Raw genomic sequence first — 15,258 nt, 5'->3', positions numbered from 1 at the left:
GGGTTTTCGGCTCGTTATGATGTGCCGCACACCCCCAGCGAACGACGCTCGCGACATGCCGGCCACCGGTTTGCCGCGCGGCGCGTGCGATACCGATACCGATATTCAGCGAGACACCCGCGATGACGTCACCCGCACCGATCGTATACATCGTCGACGACGACAGCGGCATGCGGACGTCGCTCGCGTGGCTGCTCGAATCGGTCGGCATCGCATCCGAAGGATTCGCGAACGCCGCCGACTTTCTCGCGCGCTTCGACGTGAACTTGCCCGCCTGCCTCGTGCTCGACGTGCGGATGCCGGAGAAAAGCGGCTTCGACGTGCAGGCCGAACTGAATGCACGCGGCGCGACGCTGCCGGTGATCTTCGTCAGCGGGCATGGCGACATTCCGATGTCGGTGCGTGCGTTGCAGAACGGCGCGATCGATTTCGTCGAGAAGCCGTACAACTCGCAGCAGATGCTCGAGCGCGTGCAGCGTGCGCTGCGGCTCGCGCAGCAGCGGCACGCGGTGAGCCAGCGCCACCGCGAGCTGCGCCAGCGGCTCGATGCGCTGACCGCGCGCGAGAAGGAAGTGCTGCGTGGCGTCGTGGACGGCAAGGGCAGCAAGCAGATCGCGTCGGATCTGTCGATCAGCGTGAAGACGGTCGACGTGCATCGCGCGAGCATCAAGGAGAAGCTCGGCGCGACGTCGATCGCCGCGCTGGTGCGCGATGTGATGGTCGTATGGGGCGACGACGGCGAATCGTCGCGATGAGGCCCGGCGCGTTCAGCGCATGTACAGCCCGCCGTTGATGTCCCAGCATGCGCCGTTCGCGAAATGCGCGTCGCCCGACGCGAGCAGCACGGCGGCATCCGCGACGAACCCGGCCGACCCGAGCTTGCCGCCCGGCAGGCTCGCGAGCACCTGACGCAGTTTTTCGGGCGCGACGCTTTCGTACACGATCGGCAGATCGAGCGGCCCCGGCGAGATCGCGTTGACGGTTACGCCGTGCGCGGCGAGATCGCGTGCGAACACCTTCGTCAGCGTCAGCGTGCCGCCTTTCGCGGCCGCATAGTGCGCGCCCGTCGCCGAGCCGCCGTTCTGCCCGGCGAGCGATGCGATGTTGACGATGCGGCCCGCGCCGCGCTGCGCGAAGTACTGGCCGAACACCTGGCAGCCGAACAGCACGCTGCGCAGGTTCACGTCGATCACCTGGTCGAACTGCTCGGCGGTGATCTCCATCGCCGGTACGACCTTCGACGCGCCTGCGTTGTTGACGAGCACGTCGACCGTGCCCCAGCGCGCGACGAGCGCATCGCGCGCCGCTTCGAAATCGCGTTTGGACGTGACGTCGAGCGGCAGCGCGATCGCGCGTGCGCCGCTCGGGTCGAGTTCGCGTGCATGCGCGTGAACGGCGTCGGCGGCGATGTCGGCCAGCGCGACGCGATAGCCGGCCGCATGGAAGCGTTCGGCGATGACGGCGCCGAGCCCGCGCGCGGCGCCGGTGACGAGAACGACTCGATCTGACATGGTGTGGAATTCCGTGGTTCGCGGGCGCGCGCCGATGGAAGCGGCGCCCGCATCGTGGTTCATGCGGCGAGCGCCGCTTCGAAGTGGGCCGCGATCGCGCAGACTCGCTCGTCCGCGCCTTTGCGCCCGACGATCTGCAAGCCGGCTTTCAGCGGTGAACCGGCGAGCGGTAGCGGCAGGCTCAGCGCCGGATGGCCGCTCAGGTTGAACGGCCGGATCAGCGACGACATCGCGATCACCGATACGCCGTCGCGGGCCTGCTGCAGCGTGATCGGCAGCGCGGGCAGCGTCGGCAGCACCAGCACGTCCGCGTGTTCGAGCGCGGCGTCGACCTGCGCGGTGAAGCGTGCGCGCACGGCTTCGGCTTCCGCGAGCGCGGCCGGTGTCGTCGTCGCGGCCATGCGCAGTCGCGCATCGAGATCGGCGCCGAGCCGCCCCGTTTCGACCAGATGGCCGAACGCGCGCGACGTTTCCGCATTGATCACGGTCAGCCCGGCCGCGAACGAGGCCGGCATTTCGTCGAGCACGACCGTGTGCGCGCGCAGGCCCGATGCACGAACGGCCGCATCGAGCGCGGCGGCGATCGCCGGGTCGGCGTCGACGACGAGTTGCGCGACCGTGCAGCCTGCCGCGGCAGCCGTCGCCTGCGCACGATCGAAGCCCGGCGCGATCGCGGCCATCACCGCGACGAGCGTGCGCATCTCGCGTGCGAACGGCCCGACGCAATCGAGCGTCGTGTCGGCGGGCGCGACGCCGCGCCGCGACACACGGCCGAACGTCGGTTTCAGCCCGGCCACGCCGCAGCACGCGGCCGGCCCGCGAATCGAGCCGCCGGTATCGGTGCCGAGCGCCGCATCGACGGCGCCGAGCCCGACGAGCGACGCGGAGCCGCTCGACGAGCCGCCGGGAATGCGCGTGGCATCCTGCGGATTGACGGGCGTGCCCGTGTAGTCGTTGATGCCGGTCATGCCGAACGCGAGTTCGTGCATGTTCGCCTTGCCGGCGATCTGCCAGCCGGCGTCGAGCAGCAGGCGGACCACGTCCGCGTGCTGCGCGGCGGGCGGCGCATCGGCGAGCGCGCGGCTCGCCGCGCGGGTCGGATGGCCGGCGATGTCGATCGTGTCCTTGATCGCGATCGTCGGGCCGGGGCCGCCGAGCGTGAAGGTGTCGATGAAGCCTGTCATGGTCGGTATCGTGCGAAAGCAGCGGGAAACATCAGGACCGTGGCGCGGCGGCGAGCGGCCACGGGCCGTCGAGCACGCGTTCGGTGCGGAAATGGCGGATCAGCCAGGTGGCGCCGTCGGCGGCCGGCGCGAAATCGACGGTCAACCGCGCGGCGATCAGTTCGGCCGAGCCGTCGGCGTAGCGCGACGCCTGCAGCATGATCCAGCGGCCGCGCGCGCTGGCGCGATCGGCGCCGATCTCGATCGACTCCGACGTCAGGAAGTGCAGGTTCGCCGCGAAATGCGGATCGGGCGGCAGGTAGCGGCCGAGCATCGCGACGATCGCCGCGGGGCCTTCGAGGCGGCCGAACTTCCGCGCGTATTGCGGGCCGATGCCTTCCCACACGGCGTCGGCCGTGAACAGGTCGGCGAGCGACGGGCCGGCGCCGGCGTCTGCGGGGACGTCGCACAGCGCCATGTAGCGCGTGAGCGTCGCGCGCACCGCGCGCTCGGCATCGAGCGCCGCGACGCGCTGCACGAGCGTGTCGATCGCGGCAGGGGACAGGTCGGTCATCGCGCGCCTCACGCCGCGGGCTTCGCGGCCGGCGGCACGGTCAGCGCGCGGCCCACGCGCGCCTCGATCTTGCCGTAGCGCCACAGGTTGTATTCGCCGACGGGCGTCGTGCGGTACAGGTTGCACACGGCGACCGTCGTGTCGAAATCGGCGACGTCGGCCATGATGTAGAAGGTCCACGGCGCGCCGTCGGCCTGGCCGACCACGAGGCGGTCGTCGTCCATCACGCCGAGCACGCGCACGCCGGGCATCGCTTCGACGGCCGCGAGCATCGCGCCGTACGCCTGCCACACTTCGCCGATCTGCTCGCGCGGCAGGTCGAAGAAATTCTGCGACACGCCGCAGCAGAACAGGACGCGCAGCGGCAGCGGATTCGAATCGGACATATCGGGTTCTCCAGAGAAATCAGGCGGGCGCATGAGCCGGCCGGCGACGGCGCGACCGGTTCGGCTTCATGCGCGTTCGTCAAAAGCGTCGGTCGATGCAGGTTACAGATAACCGGGAAACGGCGCGACGCCGGTGAATACCGCGCCCGCGCCGTCGAAATTGCCTTCGGCGAGGAACGCGTGCTGCGTGACGACCATCGCATCGCGCAGCAGCCGCTGCAGCGGATGCGACCGGTAGATCGCCGCCGTGCCGCCGAGGCGGTACGCGCGCTCGACGACGCTCGCGCCTTCGCGGGCGATCTGCGTGGCCGCGAGCCGCAGCAGGCTGACCTGGTCGGGCGTCACCGGGTTGCCCGCGAGGATCGATTGCCACACCGAGTCGGTCGCATCGTAGAAGAACGCGCGCGCCGAGCGCAGCTGGGCCTCGGCCTTCGCGAGCTCGATGCGGAAATACGCGCGATCGGCCGGACGCGGCGCGCCGGTCGTCGTCTGGCGGCCGCCGGACATGCGATTCACGACGTCGAGCGCCGCACGCGCGAGGCCGAGGTTGACGACGGCCAGCACCTGCGCCGCATACGCGACGGTCGGATAGCGGTACAGCGGTTCGTCGACGGTCGGCTCGCCGCCGCGTACGAAGGTCCACGCCTCGGGCACGAAGCGGTCGTTCACGCGCAGGTCGTGGCTGCCGGTGCCCTGCATGCCGACCACGCTCCAGTTCTCGACGATCTCGACCTCGGCGGCGCGGAACACGGCCGTGCGCGGCTTGTTCGGCGCGGCGTCCTGCACACCCGGCACGGCGATGCCGACGCCGAGCCAGTCGGCGCCCTTGCAGCCGCTCGCGAATTTCCACGTGCCGTTCACGCGCCAGCCGCCCGGCGCGTCCTGCGCGGGCTGCACCGGGAACAGGCCGCCCGCGAACACCTGGTCGGGGCCGCCCGCGTACAGCTCGGCCTGGGTCTCGAGCGGCAGCGCGGCGAGGTAGACGTTCGCGGAGCCGAAGCTCGCGACCCATGCGGCCGAACCATCGGCGGTCGCGATGCGTTCGATCATGTCGAGGAATGCGGTCGGCGCGAGCGCATCGCCGCCGAAGCGGCGCGGCGTGCCTGCGCGATAGATGCCGGCCTGCTTGAACAGTGCGATCACGTCGCGCGGCACGTGCGACAGCCGGTCGAATTCCTCGCGGCGCGCGGCGACCGTTTCGAGCACCGCGTCGAGCGCCGACAACTGCCCGGCCGCGGGAGAGGCCGCGGGCGGCGAGGTCGGCGCGGATTCGATGGCGAGGGCGGCTTGCGGCATGGTTGTCTCCTGGGGATGGGGGGCGATTTCTGTGTCGGTTGCGGGGAGCCAGACGATGCAACCAGTCTAGAAACGCCGAAAACACGCAGCAATTGGTGCGTTGGGCCGCGCGACTGGTGACGCTCCGTGCCGACCTAAAGAAATCTTCAGATGCGATCGGCGCGCGCCGGTGCTATGTTGGGTTTCCGGCCGCGCGACGCCGCGCGCCTTCTTCCGAATCCGATCATGAGTTTTCCCGACGAAGACGATTTCCACCGGCTGCTCGACGCGCTGACGACCTGCGTGCTGCTGCACGACGCGCACACCAGGGCAATCGTGTGGGCGAATCGCGCCGCGTGCATCGCGCTCGGCTTTTCGGTCGAGGAACTGCTGCCGCTGAAGGCGCCGGACATGACGCGTCCCGAGCCGAAGTACCGCCGCGAGATCGCGGTGAGCGCATGGGATCGTGCGCTCGTCGACGGGCCGCAGGTGTACGAGTGGTGCTATCGCTCGCGTACCGGCGTCGACATGCTGTCCGAGGCCACCGCGACCTACGTGCCGCTGCGCGGGCGCGACGTCGTGATGGTGCAGTTCCGCGACATCAGCGCGGAGGAGGCGGTCCGCCAGCAGTTGCGCCGCTACGAGGCGCGGCTGCGCGAGTTCATGCAGGATCTCGACGAAGGCATCGCGGTCGTGACGCCGCACGGCGGCGTGCAGTTCATCAGCGAGTCGGGCCGCCGCGTGCTCGGGCTCGCGCCCGACGAACCGCTCGGCGCGGTGCTCGACTACTGCTCCGCGGCCGATCGCGACCGGCTCGTCGCGCAGTTGCGCGACGCACCATCGGCGCACCCGTCCGCACCGCAGCGCTACCGGATCGTGCGGCGCGACGGCTCGGCATGCTGGCTGCGCATCCTGTGCCGGCAGGTCGAGATCGAGGACGATCTCGACGGGCTGCTCGTGCAGTTCCGCGACGTGAGCGACGAAGTCGCGATCGAGGACGCGCGGCGCGCCGAAGCGCGCATGCTCGAATACGCGGGCCGTTACAACGCGATGGGCGAGATGGCGACCGTGATCGCGCACGAGTTGAGCCAGCCGCTCGCGGCCGTGCGCAATTTCATCGAAGGCGCGGTGCGGCGGCTGAACGGCGACGGCGCCGTCGACGACGCGATCTGGGGGCTGCGCAGCGCGGACCGGCAGGCCGAGCATGCGGCGCTGATCATCAAGAGCGTGCGCGAATTCATCGTGAAGCGCGAGCCGGTCGTCGCGCGGGCCGACCTGCGCGACATCCTCGCGGACGTCGCGTACTTCATCGAGCTGCGCGCGAAGGAGGCCGGCGTGACGGTCGCGATCGTGCAGGCCGACGCACCGCTGCCGATCCGCTGCGAACGCGTGCTGATCGGGCAGGTAATCCTGAATCTCGCGTTCAATGCGATCGAGGCATTCGCCAGTTGCGAGCGGCTGCCGCGCACGCTGACGCTCGGCACCGCGAACGTGGCCGGCCACGCGGAGTTGCGTGCGATCGACAATGGTCCGGGCATCGAGGCCGGCGCGCACGACCGGCTGTTCGACGGCTTCTCGTCGTCGAAGGCCGGCGGCAACGGGATCGGCTTGTCGCTGTGCAAGAGCATCGTCACGCGCCACGGCGGGCGGATCGCCGCGAGCCCGGCCGCAGGCGGCGGGCTCGACTGCCGCGTGACGCTGCCGCTCGCCGACGCGTCCGCCTAGCGGCTGCGCGGCGTCACGACGGGGCAGCGGCGCGCGGCGCATGGTCAGCGCCCCAGCGCCCGCGCGGTCTGGCCGCCGATGCCGAAGTCCGTGTTCGGAATGTCCTTGATGATCACGCGCGTCGCCTGCAGCGGCGCGTCGAGCACGTGCGCGCCCGCGTCGGACAGCGCGGCGATCAGCGCGCGCTTCTGTGCGTCGGTGCGGCCGGCGATCAGGATCGCGACGATCACCGGCAGCGACGGCGGCGCGCCGTCCGCGGCGCTGCGGCCGCCGAGGCCGATATGCGTCGCCGGCAGCTCGGTGAGCAACACGCGCACCGATTCGATCGGTGCGCCGATCGCGTCGACGGTCGCACCGGTCAGCCTGGCGATCAGTTCGGCCTTGCGCGCGGCATCGTGGCCGGCCGGCAGGAAAACTTCGAGTGTGGGCATGGTCGTCCGGAAAGGTGAAGGTGACCGGCTCACCTTTGCGTTGGCGGCGGCGAACCGGTGGGCCGCTCACAGGTGAAGGTGCCCGGTTCACCATTGCGTTGGCGACGTTGAACCGGTCAGGGCTTACAGCAGGAAGCCGATCGCGCTCAGCGCTTCGGTCGAGTCGATCAGGCGCACGACTTTCTCCGCGATTCGCATCTCGCCGTCGGCATCGACGTGCAGCTTGTGCGTGACGTCGGCCGCGAACAGCGTCGCGACGCCGCGCTTGTACGCGACGACGACCTGCGCCGATTTCAGCTCGACGGTATCGGCGCTGCCGCTCTCCAGCGTGAAGCGCGACACGGTGCGCACCGTGCGCGCCGCGTCGGTCGCCGACGCCGAATAGCCGGACACCATCCGCTGCACGCGCTTCTCGCGCATGTCCTGGTCGTCGAACACGTAGTTCAGCGTCGCCGCGAAATCGGTCGTGTCGGGATCGATCGGCACCACGTAGTGCCCGGCCCGGTCCCACAGGTCGAGCCACGCGCGGTAGTCGCGGCGGTCGAGCATCTCGGCTTCGCGCCACACGAATTCGACCGCGCGGGCGAAGGTCTGCTCGGAAAAGAGGGCGTTGCGGTCGTCCATCATTGTTGCTCCATCATCTTGCGCCATTGCTGGTAGGCCTCGCGCATGCCGGTTTCGTCGGTCGCATGCGCGGTCTTTTCGCCGTTCGCGGCGGTCGTCTCCCGGTTCAGCCCGCGATTCACGAGGATCGGCACGTCGGGGCCCGCGTGCGCGCCGCGCTGCACGCGCTCCCAGGCTTCCGCGTCGTCGGGGCTGCCGAAGCCGAACGGGCCCTGGAAGTGCTCGTGGATGCGCAGCCGCTCGCGGTTCGCTTCGTCGGGGCCGCCGTCCATCGCGAGCGCGACGTGGCGGATCTCGGTTTCGTTCGCGGAGATCGGCCGCAGCACGCGGAAGAACGCCATCGACAGCGCCAGGTTCGGGAACAGGTTCAGGTTGAAGCCGACGCCCATCAGCGAGCGCACGATGCGGCGCACTTCGTCCGGCGCATGGCGCTCGGCGAGCTTCGCGGCGAGCGGCGCGAAACGCTCGGGCAGCGGCGCGCCGTCGTCCTCGTCGAGATCGATCAACTCCGGCATCAGCACCGCGAGGCTGTGGCCGTTGCCGAGCCCGCGGCAGAACGCGTGCTCGCTCGTCATGAAACTCGTGATCGCGGCGGCCGTCTCGTCGTCGATCGACTTCATCCACGACTTGTGCACGACCGGGAAGTGATAGAGGTCGGTGGTGTTCTCGAGCTGGATCTTCCAGTTGCCCTTGAACTTGAACTTGTGTTCGCCGTTCGCCTTGATCGGGTAGCCGGCGCCCTGTTTCATGAACAGGTCGATCCACGGCTTCGCGCCGCCGAGGAAATCCTCGAGCGGTTCGATCGCATCGTTGAAGCTCGCGAAGATCAGCCCCTGGTACACGCCGACGCGCAGCTTCACGAGCGGCAGGTCGCCTTTGTCGCACACGCCTTCGTAGCCGTCGCCGTACGGCAGCGCGCGCAGCGTGCCGTCGAGCGCGTACGACCAGCTGTGATACGGGCACGTGAAGCCCTTCGCGTTGCCCTTGTGCGCTTCGCACACGGTCGCGCCGCGATGGCGGCAGCGGTTCTGCAGCACGTTGATCTCGCCGGTCTTGTCGCGCACGACGATCACCGGCTGGCGGCCGATCGTCGTCGTGATGAAGTCGCCCGGGTTCGGCAGTTCGCTGGCGTGCGCGACCCAGATCCAGGTGCGGTAGAAGATGCGGTCGAGTTCGGCTTCGAACAGCGCGGGATCGTGATACATCGCGGGCGCGATGCGGTCGGGCTGCGCGAGACCATGCAACGCGCGGGTGTCGATCGTCTGGTAGGCAATGTCGCTCATCGTCGTCGTGGGGAAAGAGTCGCGAAAATCGGGCCGCGCCGTGCGCAGCGTCCAGGGACCAGTCTCGTCTTCTGCTACATATCGGTCAAATTGATCTAAAATCGATGATCAAATAAATACGGCAAATGATGGAGGTCACGATGACGTCGGTCGATCATCTCGATCTGAACCTGTTGCGCGTTTTCCAGGCGATCGTCGAGGAACGCAGCCTGACGAAGGCCGGCGAGCGGCTCGCGCTGTCGCAGCCGGCCGTCAGCTATTCGCTCGGCCGGCTGCGCACGCTGTTCGACGATCCGCTGTTCGTGCGGACGCGTTCGGGCATGCAGCCGACGCCGGTCGCGCTGGAACTCGCCGGCATCGTCGGCAAGGCGCTCGACATGGTCCGCGTCGCGCTGCGCTATGCGGAGCGCTTCGATCCGGCCGCCAGCACGCGCACGTTCCGGCTGTCGCTGTCGGATGCGGGCGAGATGGCGTACCTGCCGGCGATCTGCCAGGCGCTGCGCGAGCGCGCGCCGCGCGTGACGCTCAGCGTGCAGCCGCTGCCGGTGGAGGAGATCGAGGAGGCGCTGCGCGCGAGCCGGCTCGATTTCGCGATCGGCAACCTGCCGGAGCTGATGCCGCGCACGCGCCACCAGTTGCTGTTCGAGGAAACCTACGTGTGCATGACGGGGCGCCGGCGCGGGCTGCCGGCGGCTGCCGCGCTGAGCCTCGACCAGTTCGTGCGCGCCGCGCACGTCAACGTGAAATCGGTCGAGCACAGCCACCACGCGCTCGACGACGCGTTGCGCGCGCAGGGCGTGGGCCGCAACATCGCGCTCGAGGTGCCGCACTTCGTCGCGCTGCCGAGCGTGCTGTCGGTCACCGATCTGTATGCGACGCTGCCGAAGCGGCTCGCGCAGATCCTGAACCGCGACAACGCATTTCGTCTGTATGAGCTGCCGGTCACGTTGCCGCCCGCGCCGGTGACGATGCACTGGCACGAGCATTTCCACGAGGACGAAGGCAACGCGTGGATGCGTGCGCTGCTCGCCGAGATCGTCGAGCGCTTCGACGAGTGACGCTCGGGTGGTGCGCGATGGGCGGCCGAGGGGGCGCGCCGGTGTCGGCCTGCATCGGCTTCCAGCGCATCGGCCCATCGCTGGATCGGCGCCGCGGCATGTCGGCGCGCCCGACGTGTCAGAGATCGAGCACCAGCACGGCGGAACGTGCGCGCGACACGCAGCAGCAGATCACCGTATTGCTCGCGCGCTCGGCCTTGCTCAGGCAGTGATCGCGATGATCGGGCTCGCCGTCGAGCACCGGCACCATGCAGGTGCCGCACACGCCTTCGCCGCATGACGTGTCGACCTCGATGCCGATCGTCGCGAGTGCGTCGACGATCGACGTATCGGGGGCGACGCGCACCGACTGGCCGCTGCGTTGCAGGCGCACTTCGAAGCCGTCGGTCAGGCCCGAACCGGCTTCGGCATTGCCCGCATCGGCGGCGACGGGTTCCGCCGCGAAGCGTTCGAGATGAATCGCGTCTTCCGGGATTCGCGTGGCCGCGGCCGCGACGACGGCATCCATGAACGGCCCGGGGCCGCACGTATAGACATGCGCCGTCGGGTCGATCGATTCCATGCAACGGCCGAGTTCGGCCGCGAGCGCATCGGGCTCGACGCCGTAGTGGAACGTCACGTGCGCCGCGAACGGCCCGGTCGACAGTTCGTCGACGAAGGCGGCATGGTCGCGGCTGCGCGCGAAATAGTGCAGTCGATAACGCGCGCCGCGCTTGTGCAGCGCATACGCCATCGACAGCAGCGGCGTGATGCCGATGCCGGCCGCGACGAGCACGTGCTCGCTCGCGTCATCAGTCAGACGAAACAGGTTGCGCGGCGTGCCGATCGACAACTCGGCGCCGACGCTCACGTCGTCATGCAGCGAACGCGAGCCGCCGCGCGACCGCGCTTCCTTCTTCACCGCGAACAGGTAGCTGCCGCGCTCGTCGGGGTTGCCGCACAGCGAGTATTGCCGCGTGATGCCGGACGGCGCGGTGACGTCGATATGGGCGCCCGGTTCGTACGCGTCGAACGGCTGGCCGTCGACGCGCGAGACCCGGAAACAGCGGATGTCCTGCGCCGCGTCGATCAGCGCGTCGATCCGGACCTGGTGGCGGTTCGCTTGCATGGGAAATTCCGTGGGATAGAGGAAAGCGGCGCGGTAGAGCCCGCGCCTTCATGCGATCGAGAATAGGGATGGGCATCGCATAAATCAAATCGATTAAAAAGCGATGCCTGAATCAGCCGGATGGATAATACTCGGGCGCGCGGTCGTGCCCGGCGTTCAGCGCGCGGCAATCGCGTCGCCAGCGCCGGCGGCCTGCGGCGTCGCGGCCGACGTGTGACCGCGTTCACGGTCGAGGCTGCGGCGATAGTGCCGGCAGCCGACGGCGAGCAGCAGCGCGGCGAGCGTGGCCGCCGCGACGTTGACGATCGACATCGAATGGCCGACCGCGGCCGGCGCGCCGAACACGCGATCGGTGAACAGCGCGACGACGGTCGTGCCGATGCCGAGCGCGATCAGGTTCGACACGAGCAGGAACAACGCGGAGATCTGCGCGCGCATCTGGTTCGGCGCGAGCGTCTGCATCGCGGCGGTCGAGGTCGGCATCGGGAACGACGCGAAGAACATCGCGACGACCAGCATCGCGAGCGATGCGGGCAGGCTGTCGAGCTGCGTGAACAGCGTCGCGGGGATCGCCATGCACGCGGCGCCGATCGCGCCGGCGCGCATCGGCGCATCGCCGCGGCCGCGCCGCAGCAGCCAGTCGTTGAGCCAGCCGCCGCAGAACACGCCGGCGGTGTTGGCGACCAGCAGTACGATGCCGAGCGTATAGCCGGCTTCGACGGCCGTCATCCCGAAGCGGCGGATATAGAACGCGGGCGTCCAGCTCAGCAGGCAGTACAGCGCCATCGCGTAGAACGAGAAGCCGAGGTAGTGGCACGCGAAGGTCGCGCGGTGCGTGCCGACGAAGCGCAGCGAATCGCGCATCGACACGCGCCGCACGGCGCCCGAGCGATCCTGCGCGAGCCCCTTGCGCTGCGGGTCGCGCACGGTCGCGGCGAACAGCAGCGCGACGAGGATGCCCGGCAGCCCGACGATCAGGAACGTGACCTGCCACGCATGCACCTGTCCGACGACCGGCAGCGTGAATGCGCTCGCATGCTTGAGCAGCGCGATCACGTAGCCGCCGATCAGGAACGCGATGCCGCCGCCGATGAACGAGCCGAGCGAATACACGGCGACCGCGCGCCCGAGCTTCTCCTTCGGGAAGTAGTCGGCGAGCATCGAATACGCGCCGGGCGACAGCGCGGCCTCGCCGACGCCCACACCCATCCGCGCGACGAACATCTGCACGAAATGCTGGCTGAGCCCGCACGCGGCGGTCGCGACGCTCCACAGCGCGATGCCGAGCGAGATGATGCGCGGGCGCGCATAGCGGTCGGCGAGATACGCGACGGGCAAGCCCATCACCGCATAGAACAGCGAAAACGCGAAGCCGTTGAGCAGGCTGAACTGCGTATCGGACAGGTGCAGGTCGCGCTTGATCGGTTCGATCATCAGCACGAGGACTTGCCGGTCGACGAACGAAAAGATGTACGCGAGCATGCAGATGACGACGACATACCATTCGTACGTATAGCGCTTGCCGTCGGCAGCGCGGGCCGTGGATGCGGACATGCGGGTTCTCCAGGAGCGGGCGGTGGAAAAGCGCGGCATCGGCCTGGCGGGCCGGGCGCCGTCGCGGCGCGAAAGCGTGCGGATGACACGATCGACACGATCGGAGAGCAGCGTAGTCGGCCAAATTCGGCCGCCATAGCCGGAGTGACAGCCGCGCCACACGGACATTTACCGACCCGGATAAAGAAAACACCGAGACCGTGCGCACGGGCCGCCGTGCAGCGCGCGTGCGGCGGGGCCCGCGCGCGTCATGCGGCGCATCTATAAGCGTTATAGAGCGCATTGCGTCGACGTCCGAAATTGTCGTTCCTAGACTCGGCCCGGTTTTGATCGGCAGCGTTCGCATCTGAAAGCGAACGCGCTTCACATCAAGCGGCGCGATGCCGACAGGCGCCGCAACTTCTACGGGACGACGCAGATGAACCATCCGAACGGGCGGGCCGACCGGCTTGCCGTACCGCTTGCCGCGCTGCTCGCATGCATCGCGCTGCCGGCCGTCGCGCAATCGAGCGTGACGCTCTACGGCCGCATCGACACCGCGATCGAATACGCGAACGCCGGGCCGAACCACGTGACGCGCATGGGCAGCGGCAACCTGTGGGCGTCGCAGTGGGGGCTGAAGGGCGTCGAGGATCTCGGCGGCGGCTACGCGACGATCTTCAAGCTGGAAGACGGTTTCAACGCGGCGAGCGGCGCGTTGTCGAACAGCAGCGCGCTGTTCGGCCGCGAAGCGTGGGTCGGCATCACCGGGCCGTTCGGCGGCGTGCAGTTCGGCGAGCTCTACACGATCCTGCATACGACGCTCGTCACGTACAGCCTGCCGGGGCTCGGCGCGGGGCTCGCCTGGGGCAACGCGACCAACAATTTCGTCGGGCCCGCGTTCCTGCGCGTGCGCAACTCGATGCGCTACACGTCGCCGCGCTACGCGGGCTTCATGCTGCGCGCGATGGCTGCACGCGGCGCCAACGGCGCGGCCGGGCAGCCGGCGACGCTCGGCGATACGTACGGCGCCGGCATCAATTACGTGCGCGGCGGCTTGTCGGTCGACGTCGACTACATGCAGCAGAAGTTCAGTCCGGTCGCGTCGTCCACGCTCGGCAGCACGAGCCCGGCCGCGAACGGCAACTACACGCTCGGCGCGATTTCGTACGACTTCAGCGTCGTGAAAGTGGCCGCGCTGTACCTGCGCCATCGCGGCGGCCCCGATGTGGCGACCGCGATCGACGGCCAGAGCGCGTATCCGCACAGCGACATCATGGAACTCAGCGCGACGGTGCCGATCGGGCGCGCGTCGCTGCTGCTGAGCATCGGCCATTACCGGAAGGTGGCCGACAGCGACGGCAACGCCGATTCGTACGGCATCCGCTTCGACTATCCGCTGTCGAAGCGCACGGTGCTGTACACGGGCGCCGCGATGGTGCGCAACGGCGCGCATGCGCGCTTCGTCGTCAACGGCGCGGCGGGCGGCGGCGTGGCGGTGGCGAAGCCGGGGGCGACCGCCAGCTCGCTCGTCGCGGGCATCCTCACGTCGTTCTGAGCGTTGCGGCGGCCCCGCGTGCGCCGCTATGCGCAGGCGGGCGGCTGCGGCGCGAGCCATGCGTCGAACGGCGCCTGCTCGCCGATATTGAACAGTTCGAGCAGCAGTGCCCGCAGCCAGCGATGGCCGGGGTCCGCGTCGAAGCGGCGGTGCCAGTACGCATTGACGGCCCATTCGCCGGCGCCGGCGATCTCGTACAGCACGCACGGCTGGCGTGCCGCGAACGTGATCGCGATCGTCTCCGGCAGGATCAGCGCGTAATCGCCGGCCTGCAGCAGGGCAGGCACCACCAGAAAATCGGGCAGCGCCGCGCGCACGCGCGGCATCAGCTCGTGCCGTTCGAGCAGTTGCATCGATTGCGGATGCGACGTGACCGCGACGAAGCGCAACGCATCGGGCGCCGTGCCGTCGAGCACGAAATCGTCGGGCAGCCCGACGCGCTGCGCGGTGCGGCGCGGCATCAGCAGCACGCAGCGCTCGTGCAGCAGCGCGGTGCGCTGGAAGTGGCTCGACGCATCGGCAAAATGCCCGAGCGCGAAGTCGATGCGCCCCGATTCGAGCGCGACGTTGAGCTGGCATTCGTCGACGTGCAGTGTCTCGATCACGGCGCCCGGCGCGCGCCGGTCGAACGCGGCGAGCAGCGTCGGCAGGAACGCGCTCGCCGCGAAATCGCTCATGTGCAGGCGGAACACGCGCTGCGTGCTGTCGGGCGCGAAGCGCGAGCCTTCGTCGAGCACGTCCTGCAGGATCGCGAGCGCCTTGTCGACCGAGATCGCGAGCCGTTGCGCGCGCGGCGTCGGCTCGACGCCGGTGCCGGTGCGCACGAACAGCGCGTCGCGGAACATCAGCCGAAGCCGGCCGAGCGCGTAGCTGACGGACGGCTGCGTGACGCCGAGCCGCAGCGCCGCGCGGCCGACGTGCCGCTCCTCGTACACCGCGCGAAACGTCTTCAACAGGTTGAGATCGAGATCCTGCACGCGCAGGCCGTCGGACGCGTCGCCGTCGTGCGGCGCGGGGTCGGGGCGGGCC

15 protein-coding genes are annotated in these 15,258 nt (G+C 69.3%); 4 read left to right on the top strand and 11 right to left on the bottom strand.

All coding sequences use genetic code 11. From position 1 onward, the window contains the following. The first annotated feature begins 122 nt into the window (after positions 1-122). Positions 123-755, top strand: a complete 633-nt coding sequence (locus H0X90_RS20505; protein ID WP_006479687.1) for a response regulator transcription factor — start codon at positions 123-125, stop codon at positions 753-755. Positions 756-767: 12 nt separating this feature from the next. Here the strand turns inward: H0X90_RS20505 and H0X90_RS20500 are convergent, their stop codons facing one another. From H0X90_RS20500 to H0X90_RS20480, 5 genes are all read right to left on the bottom strand, one after another. Beyond that, complete coding sequence (locus H0X90_RS20500) at positions 768-1,511, bottom strand: SDR family NAD(P)-dependent oxidoreductase (RefSeq protein ID WP_006495645.1); 744 nt, start codon at positions 1,509-1,511, stop codon at positions 768-770. A gap of 59 nt (positions 1,512-1,570) precedes the next feature. Then, positions 1,571-2,695, bottom strand: a complete 1,125-nt coding sequence (locus H0X90_RS20495; protein ID WP_077191043.1) for an amidase — start codon at positions 2,693-2,695, stop codon at positions 1,571-1,573. Between the two features lie 31 nt (positions 2,696-2,726). Beyond that, positions 2,727-3,248: a nuclear transport factor 2 family protein gene (locus H0X90_RS20490; RefSeq protein ID WP_006490491.1), complete on the bottom strand. Its 522-nt coding sequence runs from the start codon at positions 3,246-3,248 to the stop codon at positions 2,727-2,729. An 8-nt stretch (positions 3,249-3,256) separates the two neighbouring features. After that, complete coding sequence (locus tag H0X90_RS20485; protein WP_006490490.1) at positions 3,257-3,634, bottom strand: hypothetical protein; 378 nt, start codon at positions 3,632-3,634, stop codon at positions 3,257-3,259. 102 nt (positions 3,635-3,736) lie between these two features. After that, on the bottom strand, positions 3,737-4,930 hold the full coding sequence (locus H0X90_RS20480) for an acyl-CoA dehydrogenase family protein (RefSeq protein ID WP_077191044.1): 1,194 nt from the start codon (positions 4,928-4,930) through the stop codon (positions 3,737-3,739). A gap of 150 nt (positions 4,931-5,080) precedes the next feature. Between H0X90_RS20480 and H0X90_RS20475 the strand changes: the two genes are divergently transcribed. Then, positions 5,081-6,634 carry a sensor histidine kinase gene (locus H0X90_RS20475; RefSeq protein ID WP_043205028.1) on the top strand — a complete coding sequence of 518 codons (1,554 nt, stop codon included), beginning with the start codon at positions 5,081-5,083 and terminating at the stop codon, positions 6,632-6,634. 44 nt (positions 6,635-6,678) lie between these two features. On the opposite strand, the gene H0X90_RS20470 is transcribed toward H0X90_RS20475, so the two are convergent. From H0X90_RS20470 to H0X90_RS20460, 3 genes are all read right to left on the bottom strand, one after another. Beyond that, positions 6,679-7,065 (bottom strand): tautomerase family protein, encoded by a 387-nt coding sequence (locus H0X90_RS20470; protein ID WP_077191045.1) that lies wholly within the window; start codon positions 7,063-7,065, stop codon positions 6,679-6,681. Positions 7,066-7,188: 123 nt separating this feature from the next. Next, the gene (locus H0X90_RS20465; protein WP_074804201.1) at positions 7,189-7,692 is read right to left on the bottom strand and encodes an aromatic-ring-hydroxylating dioxygenase subunit beta; all 504 of its coding nucleotides are present in this window, start codon (positions 7,690-7,692) and stop codon (positions 7,189-7,191) included. Beyond that, positions 7,689-8,972, bottom strand: a complete 1,284-nt coding sequence (locus H0X90_RS20460) for a Rieske 2Fe-2S domain-containing protein (protein ID WP_006483596.1) — start codon at positions 8,970-8,972, stop codon at positions 7,689-7,691. The genes H0X90_RS20465 and H0X90_RS20460 overlap by 4 nt, the downstream gene beginning before the upstream one ends. Positions 8,973-9,112: 140 nt before the next feature. Between H0X90_RS20460 and H0X90_RS20455 the strand changes: the two genes are divergently transcribed. Further along, positions 9,113-10,030 (top strand): LysR family transcriptional regulator, encoded by a 918-nt coding sequence (locus tag H0X90_RS20455; protein ID WP_021033498.1) that lies wholly within the window; start codon positions 9,113-9,115, stop codon positions 10,028-10,030. A gap of 118 nt (positions 10,031-10,148) precedes the next feature. On the opposite strand, the gene H0X90_RS20450 is transcribed toward H0X90_RS20455, so the two are convergent. Both H0X90_RS20450 and H0X90_RS20445 read right to left on the bottom strand, forming a co-directional pair. After that, positions 10,149-11,138, bottom strand: coding sequence for a PDR/VanB family oxidoreductase (locus tag H0X90_RS20450; RefSeq protein WP_062885314.1), 990 nt, complete (start codon positions 11,136-11,138; stop codon positions 10,149-10,151). 156 nt (positions 11,139-11,294) lie between these two features. Further along, positions 11,295-12,692, bottom strand: a complete 1,398-nt coding sequence (locus tag H0X90_RS20445; RefSeq protein ID WP_034202737.1) for an MFS transporter — start codon at positions 12,690-12,692, stop codon at positions 11,295-11,297. A 418-nt stretch (positions 12,693-13,110) separates the two neighbouring features. Between H0X90_RS20445 and H0X90_RS20440 the strand changes: the two genes are divergently transcribed. Then, positions 13,111-14,229 carry a porin gene (locus H0X90_RS20440; protein ID WP_077191046.1) on the top strand — a complete coding sequence of 373 codons (1,119 nt, stop codon included), beginning with the start codon at positions 13,111-13,113 and terminating at the stop codon, positions 14,227-14,229. 26 nt (positions 14,230-14,255) lie between these two features. Here H0X90_RS20440 and H0X90_RS20435 read toward each other — a convergent pair. Further along, positions 14,256-15,258, bottom strand: a 1,003-nt coding sequence (locus H0X90_RS20435; RefSeq protein WP_077191047.1) for a LysR family transcriptional regulator, incomplete at its 5' end; no start/stop codon positions are given.

Source organism: Burkholderia sp. 9775_39 (assembly GCF_015712225.1).
Lineage (GTDB): Bacteria > Pseudomonadota > Gammaproteobacteria > Burkholderiales > Burkholderiaceae > Burkholderia > Burkholderia cenocepacia.
The sequence above is the reverse complement of the archived record's forward strand: the minus strand, read 5'-3'. Positions and strand labels throughout refer to the sequence as shown.